Genomic DNA, 15,743 nt, shown 5'->3' with positions numbered 1-15,743 from the left:
TATGAACAAACCACTTAGAATAGCTTTCCTCCTGGTAATGATAACCCTGGCCGCGGGTCATTTACCGGTCATGGCCCAACGGGTCCTAACCCTGGAAGAAGCGATTGCTACAGCTCTCCAGAACAATTTCGATATTCAGCTTTCGAAGAACGACTCGATGGTTGCGGCAATCGACTACAGCTATCGTAATGCCGTTTTTTTACCCTCGCTAAATGCGGGAGCCGGCGCTACCTGGAACAATAATAACCAACGCCAGACCCTCGCTGACGGAAGTAAAAGAAAATCTAATAACATCCGTTCTCATAATATCCAGGGAAATGTTGCTTTGAGCTGGGTGTTGTTCGACGGGTTCAAAATGTTCGCCACCAGGGAGAAGACGGAGGCCCTGTTGCAATCAGGGTCTTATACTATCAAAAATCAGGTGGTAAATACCATCTCGTCCGTCATCCAAACCTACTACAATATTGCACGTCAGGAACAGCTTGTGAAAGCGACCAATGTTCAAATTGAGCTGAACAGCGAGCGGGCTAAGCTGGCACAGTATAAACTCGATATAGGCACCGGAGCCAAACCAGATGTACTGCAGAGCAAGGTGGACCTGAACGAACAACTGGCACTAAAAATGCAGCAGGAGTTGTTTACAGATCAATTGAAAGAACGACTGGTTCAGGCGATGAACAGCGGAATTTCGGCACAGGAATTCAGTATTCCGGATACCATTCCCCTTGATTACAGACTTACGCTGGGTGGCGCGCTTGAAGGACTTGAATCCACCAACCCCTCATTGCTGCTCGCCAAATCCAGGATTGAAGTGGCCAACTATGCGCTAAAAGAAGCCCGGGCGGGAATGTTTCCGACCGTAGCTTTTAACTCGGCCTATAACTATAGCCGGACCAACAACAAGAAAGTCATTAATCAATTCTCACCCCTGTTCAACCTGGCATTTGGATATAATTATGGCCTTACAGCAAATATTCCCATTTTCAATCAGTTCCGCGTCAGACGTCAGATCAGGCAGGACCGGCTGGCTATAGACTTCCAGCAGCTCGCTTATGAGAGCCAGCGTTCTTTGCTGAATCTGGCCATTGTAAACGCATTCAGAGAGTACGAACGGTTAAAAAAACAATTAAAACTGGAAGAGGAAAATATCCTGCTTGCCCGGGAAAACGTAGATATTGTACTGGAAACCTACAAGCTGGGCATGGCGACCCTGGTACAACTCCGGCAGGCGCAGCTCAGCTACGCGCAGGCTGCCGACCGGCTGATCGCAGCGCGTTTTAATACTAAAGTTGCTGAGACCGAACTCATGCGACTGAAAGGAGACATTGTTAAATGAAATCTGTCGGGACAGTCTTACCCATGTATCTCAGTATATGAAGAGTATAGTATGGCGTACGTATCGTACTTACATGTGCCTTCCTGAGACATAATCGAGATCTGGAAACGGCATTTCCGTACCTATTTCTTAAGTTCAATGACCTGGACCTTGTTTGTACCATCGGTCGTTGTCCATTTCTGGAATTTCTTTTTGTTGCTCACAACAATCCAGGTTTTGGCAAATTCTGAATTTTGACTTTCAATAGTCACATACTTGTCTCCACTGGATTTCCAGCTAAAGGGAGTCTGGTCGCGGTGTGTAACGCCAAGCACCGGGTAACTGATATTTTTCTCTCCTGTTCCGTTCTTGTTAAATTGGACCGTTCCAATGTTTTTCAAGGCTACTCCCTGCTGACCGGATGTGTTTGTTTCAAAGCGCTGCACGGTCCAGGTACCTGCTAAACGCGGGGAACAAGAAGCTAAAATTGCGAAACAAAACGCAATTGTAATAACTCTGGCTGTGTTTAATTTCATAGCAATATCAGATTTTTTTAATTTTTATATATTTGTTTCGTAGCGTCGGAAAATTCAATGTAAGCGGTCTTCGGCCGTTGGACCATACAACCCCGGAACGTTGTTTCCCGTTGCCCTCAGATATACGATCAGTTCACCCCGGTGATGGTAAATATGATTAAATAGTAAGCTTCTTACTGCTTGAGCCCGGGGCATGGTGGGGATCAGCTCCACTCCCCTGACCAGCATAGTCCAGTCATCAGCCAGTGATTCATTGGACGTAGATTCAAGTGCATCCAATGCCAGTTTGTAATTCTCTTCGAACTTGTCGATTATATTGGAAACCTGGCTATAGTCCTCCCTGTCGTAATGAAAGGTCGCAAAATCAAAAACATCCTGCTCCAAGGCAGGCGGATACCAGGCATAAATAGCCGCGATATGAGAAGCCAGCTCGGCGGTCGACCAGTTCTTTTCAGATGGCTTCCAATTCAATGCACTGTCAGGCACCGCTTTCAATAGCTTCCGGGTATTCTCGGCTTCATGCAAAAATTCCCCAATTAAGGCATGTACAGACATTTTTTCTTTAAAATTAGTGAAAAAAAACTTCCTATTTTTAAATTCGCAAAGTCAATTTGATACTGAATTCACCCCCCGGTATTTACCATGGAAAAACTGAAAGATTACTGCCAGCACCCAAACAGCCAGGGCGCCGATACCGTTTAGCCAAAGAAACCCAAGGCGGATAACTTTATATTCATTCAAAAAGAATAAAAGGATGACCAGCAGCTCCGCAATCACTGCAGCTATGAATACAGCCTTTCCCTTTACGCGCTTCGCATAGAATGCCACCAGGAAGATTCCCAGGATGGTACCATAAAATAAAGAGCCTAAAATATTGACCACTTCTATCAGGCTATTGCCCCAGTTGCTGACAAACATGGCTACCGCAATACAAAAGACGCCCCAGAGCAAGGAATAGAGCCGCGAGTACCGGTAATCATCCTCATTGCCCTCCCCTCTTTTGAGAAATCTTTTGTGAAAATCCACCATCGTACTCGAAGCCAGCGAATTCAGCGCGGCGGCGATACTGCCCCAGCTCGCCAGGAAAATAACGGCGATAATCAGTCCCACTAGTCCGGCAGGCAGATAGTCAACCACGAAATGCAGAAAAATATAGTTGGTATCATTATCACTCCCGTTATTCTTTTTCACCAGGGCTTTGATTTCATTCCTGGCGCTATCTGTAGATTGTTGCAAGACCCGCATCTCGTCAAATACAGCCAGGGATTTTGTTGTTGCATACTCTTTCAATAACACCTGCTTTTGCCGATCAATATTTCCAAGTTTATGTTCAACAACAGCCAGCTCAGTTTTGTAGGGCGATTCCTTCAGTCTGTCTAATTCGTATTCATTAAAAAATGCCGGCGCCTTGTTGAACTGATAAAATGAAAAAACCAGCACGCCGATGAGAAGAATAAAAAACTGCATGGGAATTTTCACGATGCCATTCATCAATAGTCCCAACCTGCTTTCGGTCGTGTTCTTCGCCGTTAGGTAGCGTCCTACCTGGCTTTGGTCGGTACCAAAGTAAGACAGAGCCAGGAAGAACCCGCCAATAATTCCGCTGAAAAGATTATACCGGTCGCCCCAATCGAACTTTCCGTTTTCCGTGCCAAAAGTAATCACGTTAAATTTTCCGAGCTTACCGCCAACATGAAGGGCCTCCTTAAATCCTATGCTTCCCGGCATATCTTTTACAATGAAATAACCTGCCAGGAACATGGCGGTCATAATAATCACAAACTGGATCTGCTGGGTATAGGCAACCGCCTTTGCTCCGCCCGTCACCGTATAAATGATCAGCAATCCACCCATAAAAAGATTGGTAACATAAATGTTCCAATCGAACAAGGCTGATAAGATAATCGAGGGAGCGAAAATACTGATACCGGTGGAGAGTCCTCTTTGCAATAAAAAAAGAAACGAAGTGAATGTCCTGGTTTTGACATCGAACCGGGTTTCAAGGTATTCGTAAGCGGTATAAACCTTCAGCCTGCTAAACACAGGGACGAACGAAATACAGATTACGATGGCAGCAAGGGGAAGCCCGAAATAGTACTGCACAAAACGCATCCCATCGGTATAAGCCTGGCCTGGAGCTGAAAGAAAGGTGATAGCGCTTGCCTGTGTACCCATGATGCTTAGCAGGATGATATACCAGGGCATGCTACGATTAGACAGAAAATATCCGTCCAGATCCCGGGTAGTGCGGCTCTTATACACGCCGTACAGGATAATAAACGTAAGGGTCGCGATCAGAACGATCCAGTCGAGCAGCCTCATGAGAATTTTTTTGTCAACAGGTAAAATATAATAATCAGCACAACCAGAAAGGCTGCTACCAAAATATACCATACCGTCCAGGACGGAAACAACGGCGGTTTTTCGTCATTTTCATCGTGCATTTCCAGCTATCTTTTTATTCTGAGACTATTCAGAAAAACAATAGAGAGGCCAATAAAAAGACCCAGTAACAGACCAAGTCTTATTTTCTTTACAAAGGCACCAATAATCAGACCGAGTATGATCGCCACAAAAAAAGCCATCTCTCCCCTTCTGATCCCAAAATAAGTTTTTTGATCGTTGTTGTTCATTTCTTTACAGTTGGCTGAGGTTGATTCAATGCGATCAGGTTCGCGATAAGCCGCATCGCTCCCGGTACTGCCGCCGGCAGCTCACGGAAAAAAACCAGGCCAGTATACGTAAAATAACCTTTCCCGTATTTGCCGATGATCAAGCTGCCACCATCGGGCGCTTCATCCGGATCCGCCATTGATAAAATTGATTTGAAATGATTATCCCACCTGGCAGCATGGTAAATACTTCTTTCCTGTATCCATCCCTCAAAATCTTTTTCAGTAATTCGATTTGGAAAATTGAGTACTTTATGACCCGGATCTGAAAAGACCACCTTTGCATTTTCATCAGTGATCCGGTTGCGCGAAATATCAAATGGGAAGGGACCTATTTTCGCTTTTACCGGCCCTATATTGCTGCTGGTATTATATTGCACAATCAGGTTGCCGCCCTGCTGCACATAATTCATGAGCTTATCGTAATAGCTGCTGAGCCACTCATTGGTGTTGTAGGCCCTGACGCCGGTGATAATTGCGTCAAAACCCGCAAGGCTGGCTGCTGCCAGTTTTTGCTGATCCAGGATGGTCACCTGGTAGCCTAGTTGTTCGAGGATATCCGCCACCTTATCGCCGGCACCCGGAATATAACCAATATGACGACCTGCTTTTTTCAGGTCGATATTCAGCACTTTAATCAGATCAGGATAAAAATATTTGACGGAAGGAATATGTTCATAATCGATAGATCTTAATGCCAGGTAATAGCCAAATTTTTCCTCACCTGCATCCTGGTTGGCAAAAGCTGTTACCGAAGATTCGGCGTTCTCAAGATGCGAATTGGTGACCTGGAACCGGAAGGTTTTTGTCTGACCTTTCTCCAGGGCGGCTATCTCCTTTTGCGTCCCTTCATCATCAATACCTCTAAGGCCGGCAGTAACTTGTCCGTTGATGGATGTATTTGCGTGAACGGCGACGGTCACTGTTTTCACTTCCTTTTTCTTGTTATCGAACAGCAGCACTTCGGGTGATGTAGTCAGCGTGGCCCTGGGTATCACACATAAAGGTTGATATTGTTCTCCCTTCACCGGATCAGTGCTGTGGTATTTTACAGGCAGGTCAAAAGTAAAGTCGGTACCTTCAATGCTGAATATCAGTCTGGCCAGATAAGCCGGCTCCGCATCCGCTACGCCCACCAACTGCTGGTTTGGAATATGGAAATGCCCCTCATCCATTTTTTCCTTCAACCAGTAAGGCTGGGTAATCTCTTTGGACGACGGGACAAGAAGCTTACGGGAGAAGCTGAGGTTTTTGTTTTTTTCCAGTTTGATTTCTTTGTCATCAGCCAGGTTTTCCAGCAGCATCTTCCTGAATAAAACGTCGGCACCAAGCCGGTTGTTCAGGGACACATTCACCGTCACTGAATCCGTTTGAACGGCATAAGGCTGACCTACATTTACATCCATATATAATCCGCTGCATTGGGCGACAAGCTGCTGAATTTCGGCAAGCTTCTTTTGTTTCCATACGCTCTCCTCAAGACGACCGACCTCATTGTATAAATTCACCAGTTGGTGAACTGAAAGCTGCGGATCCTCAGGGTTAAAGCCTTTTTCCAATAAGGCAATATTTTTTCTGATGGATTCTCCTTCCTTACCCAGCCGCTCCCATATAGTTTCAACGCCATCCATCAGTCCGTTTTGGGGCACAGGACCACCCGTATTGATAAAATATTCCGTCACTGAACCTCTTGTTGCCGATGAACCAAAACCCTGGCTTTTGTGCTGGCTCCTGCTCAGTGCGGCTATTTCTCCGTAACCCTTGCCCAATAAGGGATTAAAGCCGCCAACATCCAGCTTGAACTGGCTTTCGCTTGTGGTATTGTTCCCGCCAAAATTGAAAGTATTCCATAAAATGCGTTTTGCCTGCCAGGGCTTCACCCATTTTAACTGCTCAGGAAATCGGTTGGGATCGGCTGCGGCCGTAAAAGCCTCATTAGCCAAAATCGCGGAAGCTGTATGATGCCCATGACCACCTTCTCCGGTCACGGGAAAACGGGTGATGATCACGTCAGGCTGGAATTTCCGGATCACCCAAACCACATCACTCAATATTTTTTCCCGGTTCCATTTTGCAAAAGTTTCTTTAGGTGTTTTTGAATATCCAAAATCATAGGCGCTGGTAAAAAACTGTTCCCCACCATCCAGCCGCCTGGCCGCAAGTAGTTCCTGGGTGCGGATCAGCCCCAGTTCGACACCCTGCTCATCCCCAATCAGGTTCTGACCACCATCTCCGCGCGTTAGGGAAAGGTAACCGGTTCGGTACAATTCATCGTTGGCCAGCCAGGAAATCAATCGCGTATTCTCGTCATCGGGATGGGCCGCAACATATAATACCGAGCCCAGTACATTTAGTTTTTTTATTGCCTGGAAAATCTGGCCGGAAGTCCAGGACTGAGGAGCCTGGCCGGCGGCGCCCTTCATACAAGCCATATAAAACAGGAAGATCCAAAGCCGATTCATTTCACGAATATAAAGAAAACTGAACAGGGGAAGTAAACCTCAGGACAATGCGCTCACAAAAAATCGGCAAAGGTATTTATTGGGGTATGAATGGCAGAACCCTTTAACGGAAAAACATTCATCACGCGGCTGACTCCTTACTTTGGATAGCTCTATCAGCAGATCAAGACATGCATAGGGCAATTAAAGAAACTCAACCACGTTTCTTTAGTTAGCTCTGTCTGCAGGTCAAAGCCCGTTAATCGCAAAAAAAGTGAAATTTGAAAAGGTTAAAACGCTATTGGGGCAGCATTTTTTTCAAAATCTGTTCCAGGTCGGCCGGACTCAGATTTACAGCAACAATCTCCTGCTCGGCATTCAGCAAAACAGAGGCAGGTATGGCGTTAATATTCCATGCCTCGGCTATGCTGCCTTTGGACACCGGTTTGTCGAGCAACTGTGACCAGGACATTCGATCCTTCCTGATCGCTTTCTTCCACTTTTTTACCGATTCATCCACAGACACGCTGACTATTTCAAAATTCTTCCCACTGTACTGCGGATACATCCTGGCCAGTTGTTTGTTGGTGATTCTGCAGGGAAAGCACCAGGAAGCCCAGAAATCAAGAAACACGACTTTTCCTTTCAGGCTTTGGATGGACAAAGAGTCTCCGCCTGACGTCATAAGGACAAAATCCGGGATTTTCCTGCCAGGTCCCGGAAATGATTGAGCCCGCAATTGAACTGAGCAAAAAATAAGGATGAGGCTGAGTCCAAGGAAATATTTTATTTTGATGAATTTCACGATATACCTTTTAACCGGGTAGCCAGTTTTAAATAATCATCGGGTCGCTGATTATCGCCCAGATGAGCGTAAATAAACATGTAAGGCCTGATAAAACAGACAGGCTGAACAGTCTCCTGGAGAAAGCCATTTCAGATGAGTGATAAAACGATCACCGCCCCGGCGTTTCTTTCAATCTAACTAGCTATTTTCTCTTTCCACCGGAAGCTGGCAGCTTACCAGGTTTTTCTTTTGTTGAATCTCCAGTGGCGGGATAAGTCCGGGTGCGGTCATACTGACAACATTCATGTAATTTTTTATACGCCTCATCATTGCCCCGGATATCGCGGGTATCATACCCGGCATCCGCAATAGCCTGCTGAATGGCTACCGCCTGCGTTTGCTTCGCATTATATTTCACAGTCAGCATTTTTGTGTCTTTATTCCAATCGGCAAAAGTAACATGTGCCTTCTTTGCAGCCCTTTCGATGTTTCCTTTACACATACCGCAGTTACCCGACACTGGTATCACTTCTTCCTTGTCCTGCGCATGCACCATTGAAATACCCAACGCAAGCGTAAATAACGTAATAAATAATCTGAACTGATACATTATAATCTTTTATTAATAAAGTTTGAGACGATTGTTTCTTTTGAAACCGTTCACAAGCATCAAAAATAGCCAATAATTAATTAACAAAACCCCAAAATACGCCTACCCTGATAACCAGGCCTGGGTAGGGATAACCCTGTATGGCGAAGTTGTGATCGTAAAAGCCATAGTTTTGGCCCAGTTTGCCAAAAGTGTTCAGGTTATCAGCACGAATAAAGGCTTTGAAACTATTGATCCTGAAATTGAGGTAAGCAGAAATGTCGGGCAACCTGTAACGGGTGGTCACCGAATCCTGGTAAAAAAACTGGCCGTTTACGGGCGAATAGTTATTGGCTTTGTAAGCGGTATGATAGCGGGTATCAAACCCGAAGGCCAGGTTTAGATTGGGATACCCTAGATTACCTTCATAAGCGAAACGGTTCCGCGTAAAAACCAACGGTACATGAATAGGCGCATTCCCAACAGCCTGCTGAAAATAAACTTCAGATCGCCATTTCCACTGTTTCTTTCTTCCGGTCTCAAAAATCTTGTTGGCATTGACCTGCAAAATATTGAAAAGCGTTCCGTATTGGTTGATCTTGTAAAAATCGGTGTAATAAACATAGTTGTTTAGCAGGTAATAATGTCCACCAAGACTCAGTTTCAGCAGAGGCTGGAAAAGATTGGCAAAAAGATGGATCGTATTTTCCTTTTTCAGTGATTCTTCATCTTTCATCAGGTGAAATGCACTAAGCGGATTGGTAATAAAAGACGGTTTCCTGCTTACATTTTCAAACCCGAGCCGAATAGAACCAATCTTCTTACCCAGGAGGCTTTGAATGCTTGCCCGGGCTTCATAATCTCCAATATTATAACCAGCGAAATAAAATACGCCATTAGCCAGAAGATCCCATTTCTGATTTTTAGTACGGTTACGGTATTCACCATGACCGTAAACATTCATATATTGTTTATTGCTAACCAATGAATCGAAACTGCCCGAAAGATTTTCCAGAGCCGCGCCGAGCTTGATAAACTGCTGGGTATTCTTTTCATCAGGAAAAGTATAAATGGAAAAATCATTCACCATTCTCTTCCACTGGTCCTTGAGCTCAAACGGGTTGTTGCCACCTGGTAGTGTTAGCTTAAAAAAAGTCTCGTAAGCTGCAGGGGACGGATGAATGTCCGTATAGATATAAGTGTACTTACTCCGGGTTATAGTATGTTCCAGTCTCACCCGCGGAAAAAACAAAGGAACAACGGTGCTGTCGGTTACGATAGAATCCTTCCGGCCAAAATCATACTGCTGGCGCATCACCAGGCTGAAATCGTTATATTTATTACCGGTGTTGATTTTCGTATTAAAGAAATTTCTACCATATGGTGTGCCTTCCCCCAGCTTGGTGGGAATATACAGGCGGTCGCTGTAGATAGGATCATTCAGGTAATTAAGCGTATCGATCAGCCCCCCATTTTCCGAGCCGCCTAACTTATTGGCTGCAAGGATGAAGTAGTTATTATATCTCTTATTTTTCGACTGTAACCAATTTGTCAGCAGGTAATTGTTATGATTCGTCTTCTGGTTCAGAAACATCCCCGGCGAATTGATGAATCTGTATTGAAAATGGGCGTTCCAGTTTGGTTTAATATTTTGCGTATGCAACACTTCAATATACTGCTCTGTACGACTGCCAATCAGGTAATTCAGTTCCGAATAAGGTCGCGTGGTGGTAAAAAATCGCGCCTTTTCAACCGTCGTCCTGTAAACATCATAGGCATGAAAACCTGCATCCCACCCCGCTTTCATTCTCGGAGAAAAAAGATAGGATTGAGCCGCGTTTCCGGTATTGCCCAAATAATAATAAGTTGCAGGAATCGGAAATCGCTTATAGAAATCATCGATGGAGGAGTCCAGCCGGTAAATTCGCGTGGTATCCAGGTATCGGTAGCTAATTGAAATAGAGTCTTCGTTCCGGTTTCGTTTGGCGAGACCTTCGCCGCCTCCGCCACCGCTACCGCCCATTCCCCGCATACGGTCAGCCATTCCCCTAACGCGGCCCTGGGAGTTGCCTTCCAAAACGGTAAATAATATAATGATCGCCAGCAAATACTTCATCTTCCCCTCAAATAACTGCCAGTAAATTAATGAATAAATGTGCGAGTTTGGGTTCTGCGAGATTCGCAGCTTCCAAAACCTCTTCATGTGTGATCCTGTTTTCGTCTTCCCGGATACCGATGTCTGTAATCACGCTTACTGCAAATACGGCCACCCCCATATGATTGGCGACGATTGCTTCCTGTACCGTACTCATGCCCACAGCATCTGCACCCAGCAGCCGGATCATCTTATACTCGGCCCGTGTTTCGAAAGTGGGCCCGGTAACAGCAAAATATACTCCTTTTTTTACATCGATTTGATTACTGAGAGCTGTTTCCACCGCCTTCTCTATCAGCCCCCTGTTGTAAGGTTCACTCATATCCGGGAACCGGGTGCCCCATTCGTCGACATTCTTGCCAATTAGCGGATTTGAAATGGCAAAGCTGATATGATCCCTAATGATCATAATATCACCCACCCTGAAATCCGGATTAACACCGCCAGCCGCGTTACTCAGGAACAAGACTTCAATACCCAATAATTTTAAAACTCTTATGGGAAAAACGACCTCCTGCGGAGTATAACCTTCATAATAATGAAAACGGCCTGCCAAAGCAACGATCTTCCGGCCGGATAGTTCCCCGAAAATCAATTTACCGGAGTGCCCTTTCACCGTAGAAACCGGAAAATTTGGTATCTCCGCATAAGGCACCTCAAGCTCCACCCGGATCTTTTCAACGAAATTACCCAGGCCGCTCCCCAATATAATACCCGCGAACGGGCTGTGCGGGTACCTGGACTTCAGGAAGGAAACCGCCTCATTGACTTTTTCGACCATCTGATCCGGCATATAAGTTTTTGGAGGCAAATATATGGAAAGTCCATCCTCAAAGATTTGTGTCGCAAACAAAGAAACAGAAGTTTTAACGTTTGTATACTCAACCTGATGTTTTTGAAATTGTATCCTGATTATAGGTCCTAAAACTGAATCCCTTATCTTCGCATCAAAGTATTGTTATATGAACCTACATGAATATCAGGCAAAGGAATTATTAAAAAAATATAATGTAAGCGTTCAGGAGGGATATCCCTGCAGTTCGGTACAGCAGGCTGAAGATGCATACCGCAAGATCAAAACCGATACGGGGAGTAAGTTCGCGGTCATCAAGGCACAGATTCACGCGGGAGGCCGCGGGAAAGGAGTAATCAGGGAGACGGGGCTGAATGGCGTGAAGGTGGCCAAGTCTTTGGAAGATGTACAGGAATTTGCCAAAGGCATGCTCGGCAATACACTGGTGACCGTTCAAACAGGACCTGCCGGAAAGGTCATCAATAAAATATTCGTGGCGCAGGACATGTATTATGATGGGATAAGCGACCGGAGAGAGTTTTATTTGTCCATACTGCTGGATCGCGGTAGGGGCCGAAATGTAATCATGTACAGCACAGAAGGTGGCATGAACATAGAAGACGTTGCCCACCAGACGCCGGAAAAAATATTCAAAGAATGGATACACCCATCAGGCGGATTACAACCCTTCCAGGCACGGAAGATCGCTTTTAACCTGGGCTTGAAAGGAGAAGCGTTCAAAAACTGCACCCGGTTTGTCACAAATCTTTATCAGGCTTACCTGGGACTGGATTGCAGCATGCTTGAGATCAATCCCCTGTTCAAAGCCGCCGACGAAAAAATAATTGCGGTTGACTGCAAGATGAATATTGACGACAATGCCCTGATTCGTCATGCCGACTTATCCTCGCTTCGCGATGTTTCTGAAGAGGACCCGACCGAAGTAGAAGCCGGAAAGTATAACCTGAATTTTGTTAAGCTGGATGGTAATGTGGGGTGCATGGTAAATGGCGCCGGTCTGGCGATGGCCACGATGGATATGATCAAACTTAGCGGCGGTGAACCCGCAAACTTCCTGGACGTGGGCGGTACAGCAAACGCTCAGACTGTTGAAGCCGGTTTTAAAATAATCCTGAAAGACCCCGCGGTTAAAGCCATACTCATCAACATTTTTGGCGGTATCGTACGTTGCGACCGGGTGGCCGCTGGCGTAATCGAAGCTTACAAAAATATGGGTAACATCGATATCCCCATCATCGTTCGTTTACAGGGCACCAATGCCACCGAAGCCAAGGCGCTGATTGATGAAAGCGGACTGAAAGTTGAGTCAGCCATCTTGTTGAGCGAGGCTGCCGATCTGGTAAAAAAAGCCGTAGCCTGATTACATCCTTCGGGCACAAACTTTAGTATCGCCGACCGGATTTAGATAAAGGCCATTTAGAAACAATTTAATATCCGTCGACCAGGGAGATAATCTTGAGTTGTTTTTCAAATTCAGCCTGTGTTAAACCAGTCCTCGCCTTTATGCTAACCGGCTTGCCCGGAAGCAGATCAAAATAATTGTTTTCAAAAAAGTTATCGAGACCTTCGATTGACATAAACACCGCACGTGCATATTTATCACTTTGAAGTGAGATTTCAAAGCCGCCTGCAACAGGTTTAATCGTTCTGGAGATCGTCACTTTCGGGTAATTCACATCCTTTTGTTTTACCAGGAAATAGTGATTCGTATATATCGGCCCGCCTTTTTCGCTAAACGACACATACACTACAACATCTCCGCGTGGTATGTCTTTCAATACATCAGCAATTTTCAGCGAAACCTGCTTCTGAACTGAGTTTCCACGTACCCCGACCTTCGACTCCTGATAACTGATCTGTTGTCCGTCCAGCTTCAGTAGTTTCACCTCGAGAGCACCCGTCGCGTCCTTTATCCTATCAGAAACGGTATAAACATTCAGTATCCCCTTTTCTTCTATCGGCGAGACAAGGATATCGCGGTAAGCGTCCCTCGCAAAATACTGCTGCGCTTTCCATCGGCCGTAATAATCCCTGGCCGACCAGGAGGCAACCGGCCACACATCGTTATGCTGCCAGTAAAGACTGCCCATATTATAAGGCATCATCCTACGATGCGCCTCCATGGCGGTTTTAATCGCATCCCCCTGCAGCACCTGGTTCATGTACAAAAAGGACTGAAAGTCTTTAGGTTTGCGGTACTCATTTTCAAGATAGGTCTCGATCAGGGCATTGGCGTGAGCTCCCCCCCGCTGATGCGACATCATCACCTCTGACTCAATGCTCCAGTCGCGTGGCTCCGGTGCATATTTCTTAATGGATTCAAACTCAGGAAACGACTGAAAGCCATATTCACTGAAGAACCGGCTTTTCTCGACGTTGTATTTTGCGATAGGTTCTTTACCATGCCATACGGACCAGTAATGCCTGTCACCACTGTGATCATTGGATCGCACCCCGTATTCTGAATAAGGAGAAGACGGCCAGTAGAAAGCGCCCGGATCATTATCCTGAACCACTTTCGGCAGCATGACATTGTACTGCTCTGTAAACTGCTTCCACATCGTTTCGGCGTACTTAGGGTTCTGTTTTTCTATTTCCTGTTTCCAACCCCAGGTTAGCCAGGCTTCCTGGTTCTCGTTATTGCCGCACCATAACGCAATGCAGGCATGATTTCGCAGGCGCCTGACATTACCAATAGCCTCCTGCCTCATATTCTCCAGCAAAGCTCCCTCCGCAGGATACATGCTGCAGGCAAACATAAAGTCCTGCCATACCATGATGCCATATTTGTCGCATAGCTGATAAAAAATATCATTCTCATAAATCCCTCCACCCCAAACGCGCAGCATATTCATATTCGCTTTCACGGCATCACCGATCACCGAATCATATTTAGCGTCTGTGACCCTTGGCAGGAACATATCATTCGGTATATAATTAGCACCTTTCGCGAAAACGGGCCTGCCGTTCAGCTCGACGTAGAAGGTCTTGCCGTACTCATCCGGCTTATTAATAATACGAATAGAACGAAGGCCTACCTTTTCTGACTGACTATCCGTTATTTTATTTCCAAGCTGAAGTGTCGTAGTAAAATCATACAGGTGAGGTTCACCCAGTCCGTTGCTCCACCAACGCTTCGGGTTCCTGATATTAAACGGCAGTTCTAACCGGTTGGTGCCCGCTTTCAGGGACACTGTTTTTGAAACAAGGACTTTACCTTCAGCGCCTTCCCTAATGGTTAATAAGGCATTCGGAATATCCTCGTTTGCCCTGACCTCCACGACACCCTGCACTGCAGCATTTTTTTCGGTCACCTCCTTTTGATGATAGAAAACATTTTCTATTCTTGCCTGATCCCAGGCCTGCAACAATACGGGCCGCCAAATACCGGAGGTAACAAGTCGCGGACCCCAGTCCCAACCATAGTGGTAACCGGCTTTACGGGCGAAAACGCTCACCTTCTTGTCGAACACACCTCCATTCTCAGACTGGTCGTTACTGGCCTGGTAGTGAAATGGCAGCGCGTCCCATTTCGGAATATCCATCTTGATGGGCGAGGTAAAGTATACCCGCAAAGTGTTTCCAGTGTCTTTCAGCAAGTTTTTAACATCAGCATCCCACTCCCTGAACATGTTATCCGCGGTGATTATTTTTTTGTCATTGAGGTAAACATCGGCATAGGTGTCCAGTCCCTTAAAAAGGAGACGAATATTTTGTTTCTGCAAAATTTCAGGGGAGATGTCAAACTTTGTCTCATAGATCCAATCTTCCTTATCGATCCACTGTGCTCCCCGCTCATTGAGTCGGAAATAGGGATCTTCAATGATCCCGTTCACCATCAGATCCGTATGCACAACGCCGGGCACATTGGCCGGATACCAGTTTGTCAGCCTGGCTTGTTTGAACTTCCAGCCCGAGTGCAGAGGCTGAGATAAGGGTAGCTGTGCCGTACCGATTAAAGTTGAATGCAGAATAGTCATAGCTAAAATAATTCTCATCAGCATGTTCATATGGATGAATTTCCGCAAAATTATGCATTAATCGAATTGTAGAAAGATGATTGTAGTAAGGTTATTTAAATCACTTTAAACCTGCGGGTGAAGTATGCCGACTTAAAAAATCAGATAGCCGGGGGAAGCAAATGCCTGTTGAACAATGCCAGACTGAAGTGCCCAACCATAACTTCAGAAAGATGATCAGGTTCATTCAGGGGTATGAGGGTATCAAACCCGATGCAGTTTGTAGTGTTACTAGATTCATTATATTATCGATATTGTGTATATCATAGTTATCATAAATATATATTAAGATAACCCATGTAGCTAATTGTAAACCAATATTTATGAACAGTCAAATGACTTAAAATATTTCTCGAAAATATCTCCTCATTTACTGCTCAATTTGGCTCGTTTAATATAGAAACTCGCATAATAT

12 protein-coding genes are annotated in these 15,743 nt (G+C 45.4%); 2 read left to right on the top strand and 10 right to left on the bottom strand.

What is annotated here, in order from left to right:
• Position 1 precedes the first annotated feature (1 nt).
• Complete coding sequence (locus tag AC3WS5_RS13920) at positions 2–1,336, top strand: TolC family protein (RefSeq protein WP_492468007.1); 1,335 nt, start codon at positions 2–4, stop codon at positions 1,334–1,336.
• Between the two features lie 122 nt (positions 1,337–1,458).
• Here AC3WS5_RS13920 and AC3WS5_RS13915 read toward each other — a convergent pair whose 3' ends face one another.
• From AC3WS5_RS13915 to AC3WS5_RS13875, 9 genes are all read right to left on the bottom strand, one after another.
• On the bottom strand, positions 1,459–1,851 hold the full coding sequence (locus AC3WS5_RS13915; RefSeq protein WP_492468006.1) for a hypothetical protein: 393 nt from the start codon (positions 1,849–1,851) through the stop codon (positions 1,459–1,461).
• Between the two features lie 54 nt (positions 1,852–1,905).
• Positions 1,906–2,406: a DinB family protein gene (locus AC3WS5_RS13910; RefSeq protein WP_492468005.1), complete on the bottom strand. Its 501-nt coding sequence runs from the start codon at positions 2,404–2,406 to the stop codon at positions 1,906–1,908.
• A 51-nt stretch (positions 2,407–2,457) separates the two neighbouring features.
• Positions 2,458–4,173 (bottom strand): sodium:solute symporter family protein, encoded by a 1,716-nt coding sequence (locus AC3WS5_RS13905; protein ID WP_492468004.1) that lies wholly within the window; start codon positions 4,171–4,173, stop codon positions 2,458–2,460.
• A gap of 128 nt (positions 4,174–4,301) precedes the next feature.
• Positions 4,302–4,484: a hypothetical protein gene (locus AC3WS5_RS13900; protein WP_492468003.1), complete on the bottom strand. Its 183-nt coding sequence runs from the start codon at positions 4,482–4,484 to the stop codon at positions 4,302–4,304.
• Positions 4,481–6,985: a PIG-L family deacetylase gene (locus AC3WS5_RS13895; protein ID WP_492468002.1), complete on the bottom strand. Its 2,505-nt coding sequence runs from the start codon at positions 6,983–6,985 to the stop codon at positions 4,481–4,483. The genes AC3WS5_RS13900 and AC3WS5_RS13895 overlap by 4 nt, the downstream gene beginning before the upstream one ends.
• Before the next feature lie 277 nt (positions 6,986–7,262).
• Positions 7,263–7,769 carry a TlpA family protein disulfide reductase gene (locus AC3WS5_RS13890; RefSeq protein ID WP_492468001.1) on the bottom strand — a complete coding sequence of 169 codons (507 nt, stop codon included), beginning with the start codon at positions 7,767–7,769 and terminating at the stop codon, positions 7,263–7,265.
• A gap of 184 nt (positions 7,770–7,953) precedes the next feature.
• On the bottom strand, positions 7,954–8,361 hold the full coding sequence (locus AC3WS5_RS13885; protein WP_492468000.1) for a heavy-metal-associated domain-containing protein: 408 nt from the start codon (positions 8,359–8,361) through the stop codon (positions 7,954–7,956).
• A 76-nt stretch (positions 8,362–8,437) separates the two neighbouring features.
• Positions 8,438–10,543 (bottom strand): putative porin, encoded by a 2,106-nt coding sequence (locus AC3WS5_RS13880; RefSeq protein ID WP_492467999.1) that lies wholly within the window; start codon positions 10,541–10,543, stop codon positions 8,438–8,440.
• The gene (locus AC3WS5_RS13875) at positions 10,464–11,348 is read right to left on the bottom strand and encodes a purine-nucleoside phosphorylase (RefSeq protein WP_492467998.1); all 885 of its coding nucleotides are present in this window, start codon (positions 11,346–11,348) and stop codon (positions 10,464–10,466) included. The genes AC3WS5_RS13880 and AC3WS5_RS13875 overlap by 80 nt, the downstream gene beginning before the upstream one ends.
• 109 nt (positions 11,349–11,457) lie before the next feature.
• Between AC3WS5_RS13875 and sucC the strand changes: the two genes are divergently transcribed.
• Positions 11,458–12,669 (top strand): ADP-forming succinate--CoA ligase subunit beta, encoded by a 1,212-nt coding sequence (sucC, locus tag AC3WS5_RS13870; protein WP_492467997.1) that lies wholly within the window; start codon positions 11,458–11,460, stop codon positions 12,667–12,669.
• A gap of 67 nt (positions 12,670–12,736) precedes the next feature.
• Here the strand turns inward: sucC and AC3WS5_RS13865 are convergent, their stop codons facing one another.
• Entirely contained in the window at positions 12,737–15,307 is a 2,571-nt protein-coding gene (locus AC3WS5_RS13865) for a beta-mannosidase (protein WP_492467996.1), read from the bottom strand.
• Between the last annotated feature and the right edge of the window lie 436 nt (positions 15,308–15,743).

This window comes from Niabella sp. CPT15-335-S11, assembly GCF_058792415.1.
Note: the sequence above shows the minus strand (reverse complement) of the source record. Positions and strands in the feature narration are given on the sequence as shown.

What these genes read in the sequence shown, in the direction of transcription:
- AC3WS5_RS13880 (WP_492467999.1), bottom strand. Translation starts at nt 10,543, where the DNA reads ATGAAGAGGTTTTGGAAGCTGCGAATCTCGCAGAACCCAAACTCGCAC.
- AC3WS5_RS13920 (WP_492468007.1), top strand. Translation starts at nt 2, where the DNA reads ATGAACAAACCACTTAGAATAGCTTTCCTCCTGGTAATGATAACCCTG.
- AC3WS5_RS13910 (WP_492468005.1), bottom strand. Translation starts at nt 2,406, where the DNA reads ATGTCTGTACATGCCTTAATTGGGGAATTTTTGCATGAAGCCGAGAAT.
- AC3WS5_RS13900 (WP_492468003.1), bottom strand. Translation starts at nt 4,484, where the DNA reads ATGAACAACAACGATCAAAAAACTTATTTTGGGATCAGAAGGGGAGAG.
- AC3WS5_RS13905 (WP_492468004.1), bottom strand. Translation starts at nt 4,173, where the DNA reads ATGAGGCTGCTCGACTGGATCGTTCTGATCGCGACCCTTACGTTTATT.
- AC3WS5_RS13865 (WP_492467996.1), bottom strand. Translation starts at nt 15,307, where the DNA reads ATGAGAATTATTTTAGCTATGACTATTCTGCATTCAACTTTAATCGGT.
- AC3WS5_RS13915 (WP_492468006.1), bottom strand. Translation starts at nt 1,851, where the DNA reads ATGAAATTAAACACAGCCAGAGTTATTACAATTGCGTTTTGTTTCGCA.
- AC3WS5_RS13895 (WP_492468002.1), bottom strand. Translation starts at nt 6,985, where the DNA reads ATGAATCGGCTTTGGATCTTCCTGTTTTATATGGCTTGTATGAAGGGC.
- sucC (WP_492467997.1), top strand. Translation starts at nt 11,458, where the DNA reads ATGAACCTACATGAATATCAGGCAAAGGAATTATTAAAAAAATATAAT.
- AC3WS5_RS13885 (WP_492468000.1), bottom strand. Translation starts at nt 8,361, where the DNA reads ATGTATCAGTTCAGATTATTTATTACGTTATTTACGCTTGCGTTGGGT.